Source organism: Arthrobacter sp. NPDC093128 (genome assembly GCF_040683875.1).
GTDB lineage: Bacteria > Actinomycetota > Actinomycetes > Actinomycetales > Micrococcaceae > Arthrobacter.
In genome coordinates, this window is record NZ_JBFBEY010000001.1 from 83976 (window position 1) to 97422 (window position 13447).

Annotated in this window: 14 protein-coding genes and 1 tRNA gene; 9 read left to right on the top strand and 6 right to left on the bottom strand. The window is 65.6% G+C overall.

Annotation, left to right across the window (positions count from 1 at the left end):
- The first annotated feature begins 85 nt into the window (after nucleotides 1-85).
- Nucleotides 86-649, top strand: coding sequence for a PadR family transcriptional regulator (locus tag AB0N24_RS00430; protein WP_364118991.1), 564 nt, complete (start codon nucleotides 86-88; stop codon nucleotides 647-649).
- A gap of 34 nt (nucleotides 650-683) precedes the next feature.
- Nucleotides 684-2210, top strand: coding sequence for a DHA2 family efflux MFS transporter permease subunit (locus AB0N24_RS00435; RefSeq protein ID WP_364118994.1), 1527 nt, complete (start codon nucleotides 684-686; stop codon nucleotides 2208-2210).
- Between the two features lie 18 nt (nucleotides 2211-2228).
- Here AB0N24_RS00435 and AB0N24_RS00440 read toward each other — a convergent pair whose 3' ends face one another.
- From AB0N24_RS00440 to AB0N24_RS00460, 5 genes are all read right to left on the bottom strand, one after another.
- Nucleotides 2229-2987: a GNAT family N-acetyltransferase gene (locus AB0N24_RS00440; RefSeq protein ID WP_364118997.1), complete on the bottom strand. Its 759-nt coding sequence runs from the start codon at nucleotides 2985-2987 to the stop codon at nucleotides 2229-2231.
- 103 nt (nucleotides 2988-3090) lie between these two features.
- Nucleotides 3091-4116 carry a 6-phosphofructokinase gene (locus tag AB0N24_RS00445; protein WP_214953750.1) on the bottom strand — a complete coding sequence of 342 codons (1026 nt, stop codon included), beginning with the start codon at nucleotides 4114-4116 and terminating at the stop codon, nucleotides 3091-3093.
- Between the two features lie 171 nt (nucleotides 4117-4287).
- Complete coding sequence (locus tag AB0N24_RS00450) at nucleotides 4288-4545, bottom strand: PspC domain-containing protein (protein ID WP_214953752.1); 258 nt, start codon at nucleotides 4543-4545, stop codon at nucleotides 4288-4290.
- A gap of 3 nt (nucleotides 4546-4548) precedes the next feature.
- Entirely contained in the window at nucleotides 4549-4863 is a 315-nt protein-coding gene (locus AB0N24_RS00455) for a hypothetical protein (protein ID WP_364119001.1), read from the bottom strand.
- 1 nt (nucleotide 4864) lies between these two features.
- A complete protein-coding gene (locus AB0N24_RS00460) occupies nucleotides 4865-6571 on the bottom strand; it encodes a PspC domain-containing protein (protein ID WP_364119003.1) in 1707 nt (568 codons plus the stop codon).
- A gap of 124 nt (nucleotides 6572-6695) precedes the next feature.
- Here AB0N24_RS00460 and AB0N24_RS00465 point away from each other — a divergent pair, with 124 nt between their 5' ends.
- A complete protein-coding gene (locus AB0N24_RS00465) occupies nucleotides 6696-8162 on the top strand; it encodes a PspC domain-containing protein (protein ID WP_364119006.1) in 1467 nt (488 codons plus the stop codon).
- Nucleotides 8163-8167: 5 nt separating this feature from the next.
- Nucleotides 8168-8845 (top strand): response regulator transcription factor, encoded by a 678-nt coding sequence (locus AB0N24_RS00470; protein ID WP_364119708.1) that lies wholly within the window; start codon nucleotides 8168-8170, stop codon nucleotides 8843-8845.
- A 101-nt stretch (nucleotides 8846-8946) separates the two neighbouring features.
- On the opposite strand, the gene AB0N24_RS00475 is transcribed toward AB0N24_RS00470, so the two are convergent.
- Entirely contained in the window at nucleotides 8947-10164 is a 1218-nt protein-coding gene (locus AB0N24_RS00475; RefSeq protein ID WP_364119009.1) for a pyridoxal phosphate-dependent aminotransferase, read from the bottom strand.
- A gap of 275 nt (nucleotides 10165-10439) precedes the next feature.
- On the opposite strand from AB0N24_RS00475, the gene AB0N24_RS00480 reads away from it, so the two are divergent.
- The 5 genes from AB0N24_RS00480 (at nucleotide 10440) to rplA (ending at nucleotide 13344) form a co-directional block, all read left to right on the top strand.
- Nucleotides 10440-10512 (top strand) — tRNA-Trp (locus AB0N24_RS00480).
- 80 nt (nucleotides 10513-10592) lie between these two features.
- Nucleotides 10593-10877, top strand: coding sequence for a preprotein translocase subunit SecE (gene secE / locus AB0N24_RS00485; RefSeq protein WP_364119012.1), 285 nt, complete (start codon nucleotides 10593-10595; stop codon nucleotides 10875-10877).
- A gap of 116 nt (nucleotides 10878-10993) precedes the next feature.
- Entirely contained in the window at nucleotides 10994-11890 is an 897-nt protein-coding gene (gene nusG, locus AB0N24_RS00490) for a transcription termination/antitermination protein NusG (protein WP_364119015.1), read from the top strand.
- Between the two features lie 131 nt (nucleotides 11891-12021).
- Nucleotides 12022-12453, top strand: a complete 432-nt coding sequence (rplK, locus tag AB0N24_RS00495; protein ID WP_018773647.1) for a 50S ribosomal protein L11 — start codon at nucleotides 12022-12024, stop codon at nucleotides 12451-12453.
- Nucleotides 12454-12636: 183 nt separating this feature from the next.
- Nucleotides 12637-13344 (top strand): 50S ribosomal protein L1, encoded by a 708-nt coding sequence (rplA, locus tag AB0N24_RS00500; protein WP_104172017.1) that lies wholly within the window; start codon nucleotides 12637-12639, stop codon nucleotides 13342-13344.
- Nucleotides 13345-13447: the final 103 nt, after the last annotated feature.

Genomic DNA, 13447 nt, shown 5'->3' on the forward strand with positions numbered 1-13447 from the left:
ATTCCATGTGGAATAGTTGAAGCGGAATAATGGCGGGTCGCCGCCGAACAACACTGCGCTGTCGGATTACAGGGGGACCGGAATCATGCCACGATCCGCTCCGCTGACGCCGCTCGGCATCTCGGCCCTTTCACTGCTGGTGGAGGAGCCGATGCATCCGTACGAGATGTACCAGCTCCTGATGGCCAGGCATGAAGACCGGCTGGTCAAGGTGCGCCCCGGTACGCTCTACCACGCCGTCGGCCGGCTGGAGGAACGCGGGCTCGTGGAAACGGCCGGCACCGACCGGGAGGGCAACCGGCCGGAACGGACGACGTACCGGATCACACCCGCGGGCCGGGAGGCCCTGACGGCGCGCCTGCAGGACATGCTTGCCGAGCCGGTCAACGAATATCCGTCGTTCCCGCTGGCTATCGCCGAGGCCTACAACCTTCCCGCCGCCCTCGTTGTGGAACTCCTGGACCGCAGGCTGGCGCTGCTGCAGGAACAACTCGAGTTCCTGCAAAGAGGGGAGGCTGCCGTCCTGAAGAAGGACGTGGCACGCAAGTACTGGATCGACCTCGAGTACCAACAGACCATGCTGGGGTCCGAAATGGGCTGGATACGCAGCCTGCAGGACCAGCTCCGCTCCGGGGAAATCCCGTGGTAGCGGAACACACCACAACCACACCCGAAGGATTCACATGGAAAACGTAGCTAGGCCGTGGCCGGCCCTTTGGTCCCTGGTGATCGGCTTCTTCATGATCCTGATCGACACCACCATCGTCTCGGTCGCCAACCCCCGGATCATGGAAGGCCTGAACGCCGACATCAATTCCGTCATCTGGGTGACGAGCGCCTACCTGCTGGCCTACGCCGTGCCGCTGCTGATCACCGGCAGGCTGGGCGACAGGTTCGGACCCAAGAAGCTCTACCTGACGGGCCTTGTGGTCTTTACCCTCGCGTCCCTGTGGTGTGGCCTGTCCGGCGACGTCCAGACGCTGATCCTGGCCCGGGTGGTCCAGGGCTTTGGTGCTGCGATCATGACACCCCAGACCATGGCGGTCATCACGCGGATCTTCCCGCCGGACCGACGGGGTGCGGCCATGGGCATCTGGGGCGCGACAGCCGGCGTCGCCACCCTCGTGGGACCGATCCTCGGCGGTGTCCTCGTGGACGGCCTGGGCTGGGAGTGGATCTTCTTCATCAACGTGCCCGTCGGCATAGCGGGCTTCATCCTGGCCCTGCGCTTTGTTCCGTCGCTGACCACGCACCCGCACAAGTTCGACATCCCCGGCGTGCTGCTCAGCGCCGTCGGGCTCTTCCTGCTCGTGTTCGGCATCCAGGAAGGCGAGACCTACAACTGGGGCACCATCACCGGTCCCATCACCGTCTGGGGCCTGATCATCGCCGGCCTTGCCGTGCTGGCGGGGTTCGTCCTGTGGCAGCGTTTCAACAAGGGCGAGCCGCTCCTGCCGCTCTCGCTTTTCAAGGACCGCAACTTTTCGCTTGCCAACCTGGGAATCACCACGGTGGGCTTCACGGTGACGGCCTTCGGCCTCCCGCTGATCTTCTACTACCAGGTGGTCCGCGGGCTGACTCCGACGCAGTCGGCCCTGATGATGATCCCGATGGCGCTGATTTCAGGCGGCCTCGCGCCGGTGGTTGGCAAGATCATCGACCGCGTGAACCCGAAATACATCACCGCCGGCGGCCTGGCGCTGATGGCCGTGGCGCTGTTCTGGAATTCAGCGCTGATGCACCCGGACACGCCGATCTGGCTCTTCCTGCTGCCCAGCGCCGTGCTCGGCTTCGCCAATGCGGGCATCTGGGCGCCGCTGAGCTCCACTGCCACGCGCAACCTGTCGCCCAGGCAGGCCGGGGCGGGCGCCGGGGTCTACAACACCACCCGGCAGATCGGCGCCGTGCTCGGAAGCGCGGCCATTGCAGTACTGATGCAGGCAAGGCTGGCCGAGGAGCTTCCGGCGGCGGCCGGCGGTGCCTCGGGGGAGGCAGGCCTGAGTTTCGGCGGCCAGCTTCCGGAGGCCCTGCACGAAGGGTTCTCGACGGCGATGGGACAGTCCATCATGTTGCCGGCGGCAGTGATTGTGCTTGGTGCAGCCGTGGCCCTGTTCTTCGCCAAGCCCAAGCCGGTGGAAAACTGGGGCGGCTCCGCGGCCCCGGCATCGGACACCGCGGCGGCCAAATCAGCGCAGGCCAAGTCCGTCTAGCGTGCGCGGCCCAACAGGTCAGCCCAGCCGGACCGTGGTGTGGATGCCGCCCGTGGCGAATCCGAGGCTGCGTGCGATCGCCAGGGCGCCCTTGTTGCTGACGTCAGAACGCCACTGCAGGGTGAGCCCCGCCGCCAGCGCCTCATGGGCCGCGATGGACGCCGCCAGCGAGCCGAGTCCCCGGCGGCGCCAGTCAGGGTCAACGAGAACCCCCATATGGGCGAGGATGCCTTCCCACTCGGTATAGGCACCGCAAGCCACCGGAATCTTGCGGCCGTTGTCATCGCGCATGATGGTGTAGCGGTGGTCGAGGTCGGACAACCCGACCTCGTTGACGTCGTCGGGCGGACACATGCCTTCCAGCTCAATGGCTTCGGGGTTTCCGTGCGCGACCGTGAGTTCCTCCGCCGGCTGGAGCAGGGGGAGCTCGTCCGCGAACAGGAGGGCGGCCGCGCCTTGCCCGTGTCCGCCGTGCGGACGTGTGATGGTCAAAAGGGTCACGTGCTGCGCGAGCTCCTCATCAGGAATGCCCTCGGCGGCGTCCAGGGCCCACTGCGGTCCCACGAGGGCCGAGGCCCCGAAGAGGCGCACAAAATCAACTGACTTCCGGGATTCATCCGAGCGCGTGATCCGGGCAGCGCCTGCAGGCAGGCCGGTCCCCGAAGCGGCGGCATCGGCGTCGAGCTTCCGGGACTCGGCGAACGCTCCGTCATCGAGGCCCAGGCGTCGGGCCCAGGCCAGCTGGATGATGTCTGCGGAACCGGCGTCGAGAGTCATGCCTCAACCCTACCCAGCGGGGACCTGACCCGGCGGCGGGAAGCGCGAACTGTCACTTGGGGCCCTCTAGAGGGGCCCCAAGTGCCGTTCGCGCCAAAGCGGCCTAGCCGAAGAGGACGGCGGCCTCGTCGTAGCGGTCCTGCGGGACGCACTTGAGGTTGCCCAGGGCGGCGTCGAAGCCCACGTGGACGATGTCGGTGCCGTGGAGCGACACCATGGTGCCCCAGCGCTGGTCCACCACGGAGTCGATGGCGGCCATGCCCAGGCGCGTTGCCAGGACACGGTCGAACGCCGACGGGACGCCGCCGCGCTGGATGTGGCCAAGGACGGTTGCGCGGGTCTCGATGCCGGTCCGCGCCTCGAGTTCCGGGGCCAGCATCTCCGCGATGCCGCCCAGGCGCGGGCGGCCGAAGGTGTCCAGTCCGCGCTCGGAGTGCGGCGTTTCCTGGCCCTCGGGCACAAAGCCCTCGGCCACAACCACCAGGGGTGCACGGCCACGGTCGTGGGCTTCCTGCACCCACTCGGTGATCTGGTCCATGGAGGCCTTCTGCTCCGGGATGAGGATTGCGTGGGCGCCCGAGGCCATGCCGGCGTGCAGTGCAATCCAGCCCACGTGACGGCCCATGACCTCGGCGATCATGCAGCGGTGGTGCGATTCGCCCGTGGTGCGGAGGCGGTCAATGGCCTCGGTGGCGATCTGGACGGCGGTATCGAAGCCGAAGGTGTAGTCCGTGGCGTCAAGGTCGTTGTCCACGGTCTTGGGAACACCGACGATCTTCAGGCCGGCGTCGGTCAGCCGCTTGGCAGCTGCCAGAGTTCCTTCGCCGCCGATGGCGATGATTGCGTCAATGCCGAGCCGGTCCATGTGGCCCTTGATGACCTCGGGGCCGCCGCCATTTTCAAACGGGTTGGTCCGCGACGTTCCGAGGATGGTGCCGCCCTGCTTAGCGATGCCGCGGACCATGGTGCGGGGAATGTCAATCACATCGCCCTCGACGACGCCGCGCCAGCCGTCGAGGAATCCTACGAATTCGTGGCCGTGGATGGCGATCCCCTTGAGGACGGCGCCGCGGATAACGGCGTTCAGTCCGGGGCAGTCGCCGCCGCTGGTGAGAATTCCAATTTTCATGTCTCGGCTCAAATCCTGGTGAGAGTGTGTACAGGCAGAGCGCCACGCTGAGCTCACCCTAGATTCTAGTGCTGAGTGTGGGTTACGACACAAACCGGTTACAAACGGCCCCGTTCCATGGCAGACGAAAGGCCCCCGCTCCGGGGAGCGGGGGCCTGCGGGACCAAGGGGTCAGGATCCGTTGATTGATCGTTTGTCGAGGAATGACTGGAGGATGATGGCGTTCCGCTGGTCCGGGAGGATCAGCCACGCCGCCAGGTAGAACACGAAGGCCGGACCTGGCAGGAGGCTCAGGAGCAGGAACGCGATCCGGACGAAGGCGACGTCCACATTGAGTTTTGCTGCGATGCCCCCGCACACGCCTCCCAGCCACCGCTGCGGTCCGCGCTTCAGGCCAAAGCCCCTGACGATGCTGAAGAACTTATCCATGCCTCAAGACTTCCCTGTTGTGGATTGTTTGTCACGTCCGCGGGCGGAAAGGAGCCCGCCCACGACCAGGGCGGCGCCGGCACCGATCATCAGGCCGATGAGCACGTAGGTTCCGTTCAGTGCCACGATGCCGAGCTGGCCGATGATGATCAGCGCTGCCAGGGCGAGGACGATAAGGCCCCAGACCACTGTGCCCACCCGGGCGGGTGAGGGTCCGCCGTGCCTCGCTCCTGTGCTGTGTGCCGGTTCTGCGGGTGAAGCCTTTGCCTGTTCCTTGGCCCGCAGCCCCGTGTCCGGAGCAGGTTCGTAGCTGCTCATGTCAGTTTCCTTCCTGGATGGTGATGTTGCTCATAGTGCCGTCGATCTCAAGGACGAGGGCGGCGCCCGGCTTGTCGGTGTTGTAGTTGCTCTGCTGGTTCGTCATGCCCCCATGGTTCTGCGAACCGTCATTGAGGTTCCCCAGGGTCATGTCCGCCCGGATTTCCACGGGAACCGTGTCCGGGATGATAACCGTCAGGTTGCTGGCCGTGACGTCCATGGGAATTACGACGTCGGTGCCCAGCGGCGGCATGAGGCTCAGCTGTGTCAGGTCAGCGGTTCCGCTGCCGCCGGTGATGTCAAAGCCTTCCTTCGCCTGTTCGATGCTGACGGGGTTCCAGTCGGCGTTCTGGAAACGGAACCGGTCACTGTTGGGCACCACGTTGAAGATGCCGCCGATGATGAGCGCCACAACGGCAAAGAATCCGAGGATTCCCGAGGTCCTGCCCCTGAGGCCCGCGATCAGGATGCCGAGGCCCAGGACGGCAGCACCGCTGGCCCACACCACCGCGTTCGTGGCGTCACCCAGGTTGGTGATGTTGAGGGCCTCAAGGGCCTTGATGCCGCCGCCCACCAGGAGGGCAAGGCCGGCCGTCACAGCGACAGCCGGGGCGCCCGGGCCCACGTTCGGAGCCTTTGGCGCGGGAGCGGACGGACCGCCGTAGCCGCCGCCGTACGGCTGGTTGGGGCCATAAGGAGGATTCGGCCCCGAGGTCCCGAAATTGCCGGGCGCGGGGGTGCTTGGATCCGCGTAGGGGCCGTAACCGCGTGAGCCGGGAGCGCCGCCGTCGTACGAGCCGTCGCCGTAGGAGGTACTGGCGTAAGGGCCCGTGTAGGGGCCTGTCGCATAAGGCGCGCTTGCCGCCGGGGACGGTGCGCCGGCCGGCGACGTGGCTGCGAAGGCGGTTCCGCCGGCGGCTGGTGCGCCGGCTGCGGCGCTGGTGTTCATGATGGGTGCTCCGTTTCGGGTCTTGTCACGCTGCGAGAGGTAGTAGACGAGGTAGATGGCCCCTGCGATCCAGAAGGCCGTCCAGAGGAAGCCGCCGAAGCCGTTACGCTCCCAGCCCCAGAACCCGCCGCCCAGGCTGGGGAAGCCGATCACCGTGGTGATGAGGGCGCCGGTCATGCCTGTTGACCACCGGCCTGCGCCTGCTTCCTGGACGTGGATGCGGCCGTCCGGTTCGGGGAGGAGTGCCCAGGCAACGCCGTACAGCAGCACGCCGATGCCGGCGAAAATCGAGAGGACAATGAAGACGCCGCGCACGATCAGCGGATCGACGCCCAGCCGGTGTGCGATGCCGCTGGCGACGCCGCCGATCCAGCGGTCCGGCCCACGCTGGATACCGTGTCCCCGGACCCAGTTGAAGAAGTTCTGGGGTTGGGACTGCGGGTAGCCGTAGGGGCCGTTCGCGGACTGGGCGTCCGGGAATTGCGCATTCGGGTAGAGCGGCGGTGCGGGCAGGGGCTCGTCCGCAGCGGGGGCGTCCGCTGCTGGACCGGGCTCCGAAGCGGAACCGGCTGAACGCGGCGCGTCAGGGCTGGTGGGTGAACTGTCCTGCGCCGCGTAGGAGCTGTCCTGGGTTGAAGCGGTGCCGTCACCAAATGAGGTGCCGTCGTCGGATGTGCCTTGCGCTGGGTCGGCGGAACCGGAATCGGGACGGCCCGACGGCAGCGGATCTTCATCTGGGTGTGCATTGTGCGAGTTCATACTTCGATCCTGCCGTCCACAGCGGCCGCGTTCTATTGGGGAACACCCTGAGCTTCCCCTGAGTGACCCCCGGTTCATGCCGAGATCAGGCGTGACGAACCCTGATCCGTGTTTGGATTGACACATGACAACGGCCATCTCCCGCCCGCCGCTGGTCCGCAGCAGCGACCGCGTTATCGCAGGCGTCTGCGCGGGCCTCGCCGCTCATCTGGGCTGGCCGGTGCGGATGGTCCGGATCGGCATGGTGGTGGCCGCGCTCGCGGGTGGTGCAGGGCTGGCTTTTTACGCCTGGCTCTGGATCATGGTCCCCACAGCGGACGAGAACGCGAAGCGGAACGCGCGCCGCCCGGCGTCGCCCATTGCCCCGGCCGTCAGTGCACCGGGGCCGCTGCCGGTGCCGGCGGACTTTGTTGCCGCACCATTCGCTACACCGCCATTTCCGGCCGGAGTCACCTACCCGCACGCGCCCGGATCACCCGGCACGCCAACCGCGCCCGGCACGCCGGGGCAGAGCTACCCGGCGCAGGGCTCGCCGGCATGGCAGCCGGGCCCGGCGTCCGCCTCCGGCTCTGCCCCGGGGACGGCCGGTTCGCCATGGTTCCGCTTCCGGCGCATGCCGTACGGCAAGGAAATCCTGCTGGGCGCCGGCCTCTTGCTGGCAGGTGGAATCCTGACCGCACGGATGCTGGGCGTTGACGTTCCGCTGGGGACCCTCATCCCCGCCGCAGCCATCCTCGGCGGGGCAGCCATCGCCTGGATGCAGCTGGATGAAACCCGCCGGGCCGGGCTGCTCGACAAGACCAAAGCGGACCAGGCCGGGGGCTGGGCCCGGCTCGGCGCTGGGCTGGCCCTGGTGGTCGCCGGCGTGCTGGTGATGGTGTCCGGCTCCGGCTCCTGGGAGCAGACCTGGCTGGCACTCCTGGCCTCCGTTGCCGTCCTCGGCGGGGTGGCCCTGGTGCTGCTCCCGTGGGGCCTGAAGTTCTGGCGGGACCTTGAAGCGGAACGTGCGGGCAGGGTCCGGGCCACGGAGCGGGCCGAGATCGCGGCGCACCTGCACGACTCCGTCCTGCAGACGCTCGCGCTGATCCAGCGACGCGCCGGCAACGAGCACGACGTCGTGCGGCTGGCCCGTGCGCAGGAGCGGGAGCTGCGGGGCTGGCTGTACCGGGACCCCGGCAAGGAAGCCGGGCAGCTTTCGGAGCGCATCAAGGCTGCCGCGGCGGAAGTCGAGGACTCCCTGGGGAACGCCGTGGACGTGGTCAGCGTGGGGGACACCGCCATGACCGAGCGGCACGAAGCCCTGGTGCAGGCCAGCCGTGAAGCCATGGTGAACGCATCCCGCCACGGCGGCGGCACCGTGTCGGTCTACCTGGAGGTTGCCGACGTCGGCGTGGAAATTTTCGTCAAGGACCGCGGGCCCGGCTTCGACCCGCAGTCGGTTCCTGCCGACCGCATGGGGGTCCGGGAATCGATCATCGGGCGGATGAAACGCCACGGCGGCACAGCCGTCATCAGCAGCAGCGCGGACGGTACGGAAGTGCGGCTCAGGTTGCCTTCCGACGCCGCGGACAACGGAGAGGGAAAGTCGTGAACAACATCGACACAGCGGGCGCACACGCAGGGGGTGCCCAAGCGATCCGCGTGGTCATCGTGGACGACCACGCCATCTTCCGGTCGGGACTCAAGGCCGACCTGGACGCCCGGGTCACCGTCGTAGGCGAAGCCGGAACCGTGGAGCAGGCCATCGCCGTGATCGCACAGACACGGCCCGAGGTGGTGCTGCTGGACGTGCACCTGCCCGGGGGCCTCGGCGGGGGAGGGCGGGAAGTGATCGCCGGCTCGGCGGCCCTGCTGTCCAGCATCCGGTTCCTCGCCCTGAGCGTCTCGGACGCCGCGGAAGACGTCGTGTCGGTCATCCGCGCCGGGGCCCGGGGGTATGTCACCAAGAGCATCTCCGGCACCGAAATAACCGACGCCGTGCTGCGGGTGGCCGGCGGTGATGCCGTCTTTTCGCCCCGGCTGGCCGGGTTCGTCCTGGACGCGTTCGGCACTGCTCCGGCGGATATCGCCGACGACGAACTGGACCGGCTCTCCGCCCGTGAGCTGGAGGTCATGCGGCTGATCGCAAGGGGCTACAGCTACAAGGAAGTGGCCAAGGAGCTCTTCATCTCCATCAAGACCGTGGAAACCCACGTCTCCGCCGTACTCCGCAAGCTCCAGCTTTCCAGCCGCCATGAACTGACCAAATGGGCGGCGGAGCGCCGGCTCCTCTAGCCCGCCCCAAACGCTCTCTCACTTCCTGCCGCTTAAACCCAAACGCTCTCTCACCGGGTGAGAGAGCGTTTGGGTTTTTCCTGCGAAAAGTGAGAGAGCGTCTACTTGGCCTTGCCGAGGAAGCCCTGCAGCCGGGCCACACCGGTGGCGAGATCATCGTCACCCAGCGCGTAAGAGAGACGCAGGTAGCCGGAGGGGCCAAAGGCCTCGCCGGGAACAACCGCAACTTCAACCTCGTCCAGGATGAGCGCCGCCAGTTCGGCGGAAGTCTCCGGGCGGACGGTTCCGTTCGCCGTTTCAAACTCCTTGCCCAGCAGTCCGCGGACGTCCGCGTAGACGTAGAAGGCTCCCGTCGGCGTCGGGCATTCCACGCCGTCGATCGCGTTCAGGCCGGCGACAATCGCCTTGCGGCGCCGGTCAAAGGCCACCCTCATCTCATCCACTGCGGTGAGCGGGCCCGAGACGGCCGCGAGGGCAGCGATCTGCATGATGTTGGAGACGTTGGAGGTGGCGTGCGACTGCAGGTTGGTGGCCGCCTTGATCACGTCCGCCGGACCGATCATCCAGCCCACCCGCCAGCCGGTCATGGCGTAGGTCTTGGCAACGCCGTTGAGGATAACCACCTTGTCGCCGAGTTCAGGCACCGCCGTGGCAATGGAGGTGAAGGGAACGCCGTCGTAGGTCAGGTGTTCGTAGATTTCGTCCGTGACCACCCACAGGCCCTTGGAGGCCGCCCAGAGGCCGATTTCCCGGACCTGTTCGGGCGAGTAGACCGAGCCCGTAGGGTTCGACGGCGAGACGAACAGCAGGATTTTGCTGCGCTCGGTGAGGGCGGCTTCAAGCTGCTCGACTGTGACCAGGTATTCCTGCTCCGGTCCGGCGAACACCTCAACCGGCACGCCGCCGGCCAGGCGGATGGCTTCCGGGTACGTGGTCCAGAACGGGGTGGGGACAATGACTTCGTCGCCCGGATCAACCAGCGTGGCGAAGGTGTTGTACACGGCCTGCTTGCCGCCGTTGGTCACCAAAACCTGGGATGCCTCGGCCTTGTAGCCGGAGTCCCGGAGAGTCTTCGCGGCAATGGCCTGCTTAAGCTCCGGCAGGCCTCCTGCGGGGGAGTAGCGGTGGTACTTCGGCTGGCTGGCAGCCTCAATGGCGGCCTGCACGATGTAGCCGGGCGTCGGGAAGTCGGGTTCCCCGGCGCCGAAGCCGATGACCGGCCGTCCGGCTGCCTTAAGTGCCTTGGCCTTGGCATCAACGGCAAGGGTGGCGGATTCGGCGATAGCGGAAATGCGTTGGGAAACGCGGGCGGCAGGCATGGCGGGGTCCATTCTTCGCTTGCAGCTCGATGGCTGGTTGTGGGTTTCGACGAGATCTACTCTATGCTGTTCAGCGGATCGTTCAGCGTGGCGGCCAGGAATGTGACCGTGTCCCGGTCTGCGGCTCCCGGCAGCAGCAACGAAGATCCAAAATGAGGCTGGTTCGACGTAAGCGCAGTTGTTGCGTAGACTAGTTCTCCGGTGTTGAAAACACGATGATGGCCTGCGCCCCGTGAAGTTTGCGGGAAGTGTGGTGTGATTGGTTTTCGATCCATAGGGTAGTGGCGCAATTGGTAGCGCAGCGGTCTCCAAAACCGCAGGTTGCAGGTTCGAGTCCTGTCTGCCCTGCGCAAGCGGTTCCGGCGGTGAGCCGGAGCCAGCGCAGCAACCATGGTTCAGTTCAGAACCGGGTATCCGACATTGCGAGGATGAGTGAGGACCAGGTGACCGAAACGGCTGCAAGCAGCTCCAAGGGCCGCCCCGCCAAGAATGCCGCTAAGGCAGGCTTCTTCGCTCGCATCGCACTCTTCGTCCGCCAGGTCATCGGCGAACTGAAGAAGGTCGTAGCACCCACCCGCAAGGAACTGATCAACTACACGCTCGTGGTGCTGGTGTTCGTGGTCATCATGATGCTCATCGTTACCGTCCTGGACCTGGCGTTCGGGACCGGAGTGAGCTGGGTCTTCGGCGGCACAGGCCCCGCGGACCGCTAAGGCGATCCGTCCGCAGACTGCGTGGAATGCTCCGGGAAATCCGGAAGCATTCACGGGGTGTGCGGAATTGAGCCATTTAAATAGGCATGTTTAGCAATGAGGAAGCAGGAGACCAAGTGTCTGAGCAGGAGCTCGAGGTAACTGAGACTGAGCTGGATGATAACCAGGACGCCGTGGCGGTAGCCGGGGAAGAGTCCGAGGTTGAGTCTGCTGCGCCCGATTCCATCGACGATTCCTCTGAAGCTGAAGCTGAAGCTGAAGCTGAAGCTGACGCTGACGCTGACGCCGACGCTGACGCCGACGCTGGCGATGAAGATTCCGACGCCGAAACGGGCGAAGCCGACGCTGACTCCGATGAAGCTGACTCCGATGAAGAGGCTGACGCACTGGCCGCCGCGGCCGCCAAGGCTGAGGTTGATCCGGCCGAGGAATTCAAGGCCAAGCTGCGTCGCCAGGAAGGCGACTGGTACGTCATCCACTCCTACGCCGGTTACGAAAACCGCGTCAAGGCCAACCTTGAAACCCGCATCCAGACCCTGGACATGGAAGATTACATCTTCGAAATCCAGGTTCCCATGGAAGAAGTCGTGGAGATCAAGAACGCCCAGCGCAAGGTCATCAACCGCGTCCGCATTCCCGGCTACGTCCTGGTCCGCATGGACCTGACGGATGCCTCGTGGGGCGCCGTTCGCCACACCCCCGGTGTCACCGGCTTCGTGGGCAACGCCCACAACCCCGTGCCGCTGCGTCTGGACGAGGTCTTCTCCATGCTGGCCCCGGTCTTCGAAGAAGAGCAGGCCGAGAAGGGCAAGCCCGTCAAGCACGCGGCCGCCCAGATCGACGTCGACTTTGAAGTGGGCGAGTCCGTCATCGTCAAGGAAGGTCCGTTCGAGACCCTCCCCGCCACGATCTCCGAGATCAAGATCGAGTCCCAGACCCTCGTGGTTCTGGTATCCATCTTCGAACGCGAGACCCCGGTCACCCTGGCGTTCAACCAGGTCTCCAAGATCTAGCAAAACCCACAGAATTCGCTCCGGGACTGCCCGCTTAGCAGCCCTGAAGCGGCCGGTCGCCTCGCCATGGCGGCCACCAACCTGAGGCACGCTCCTGTGTCCCAGGACGAAATTGAGAGAAGGACCCTACATTGGCTCCCAAGAAGAAGGTCACCGGCCTCATCAAGCTGCAGATCCAGGCAGGTGCCGCTAACCCGGCCCCGCCGATCGGTCCTGCGCTTGGCCAGCACGGTGTCAACATCATGGAATTCTGCAAGGCGTACAACGCTGCGACGGAAGCCCAGCGCGGCAACGTTATTCCTGTTGAAATCACGGTCTACGAAGACCGCTCGTTCACGTTCATCACCAAGACCCCGCCGGCTGCAGAGCTCATCAAAAAGGCTGCAGGCGTCGCTAAGGGTTCAGCTACCCCGCACACCGTCAAGGTTGCCAAGCTGACCCAGGCCCAGGTCAACGAGATCGCCACCACCAAGATGGAAGACCTCAACGCCACGAGCCTCGAAGGCGCAGCGAAGATCATCGCCGGCACCGCCCGCTCCATGGGTATCACCGTCGAGGGTTAATTCCCCACCGCTGATGCGGCTTCTGAATTCGGAAAGTAAGAAACCGATGACGACGCCGGACGGCACCGCCGGGCGACCGGCACCACTGAAACATTGAAATGTCAGGATTCCACACCGGAATGTTGACTGTGGCAGGGCCCAGCGCGGTCCGCAGACCACAACTGCACAAGGAGAATAAGCAGCATGGCAAAGCGCAGCAAAGCATATGAGGCAGCCGCCGCCAAGATCGACGCGGAGAAGTTCTACGCGCCGTTCGAGGCAGTGACGCTCGCCAAGGACACCAACCCGTCCAAGTTCGACGCCACCGTTGAGGTCGCTTTCCGCCTGGGTGTAGACCCGCGTAAGGCCGACCAGATGGTCCGCGGCACCGTTAACCTGCCGCACGGCACCGGTAAGGTTGCCCGCGTCCTCGTCTTCGCAACGGGCGACAAGGCCGAAGCAGCAATCGCTGCCGGCGCCGACTTCGTTGGTTCCGATGACCTGATCGAAAAGATCGCAGCCGGCTGGACCGACTTCGACGCCGCCGTCGCCACCCCTGACCTCATGGGCAAGGTTGGCCGCCTCGGTAAGGTCCTGGGTCCGCGTAACCTGATGCCGAACCCGAAGACCGGTACCGTGACCGCTGACGTCGCCAAGGCTGTCAACGACATCAAGGGTGGCAAGATCGACTTCCGCGTCGACAAGCACTCCAACCTGCACTTCATCATCGGCAAGGTTTCGTTTGACGCCCTCAAGCTGGCCGAGAACTACGCAGCAGCACTGGAAGAGGTCCTTCGCCTGAAGCCGTCCGCTTCCAAGGGCCGCTACATCCAGAAGGCCACCGTGGCTACCACGTTCGGCCCGGGCATCTCGGTTGACCCCAACGTCACCAAGGTCCTGACCGAGGTCTAATCCTCACCAGGCTCGTAGGAAAGACCGTCCCGCATCCGCGGGGCGGTCTTTCTGCTTTTGTCCTTCCGCTTCCGTTTGCTGCGGTCTCCACGGCGGTTAGGCT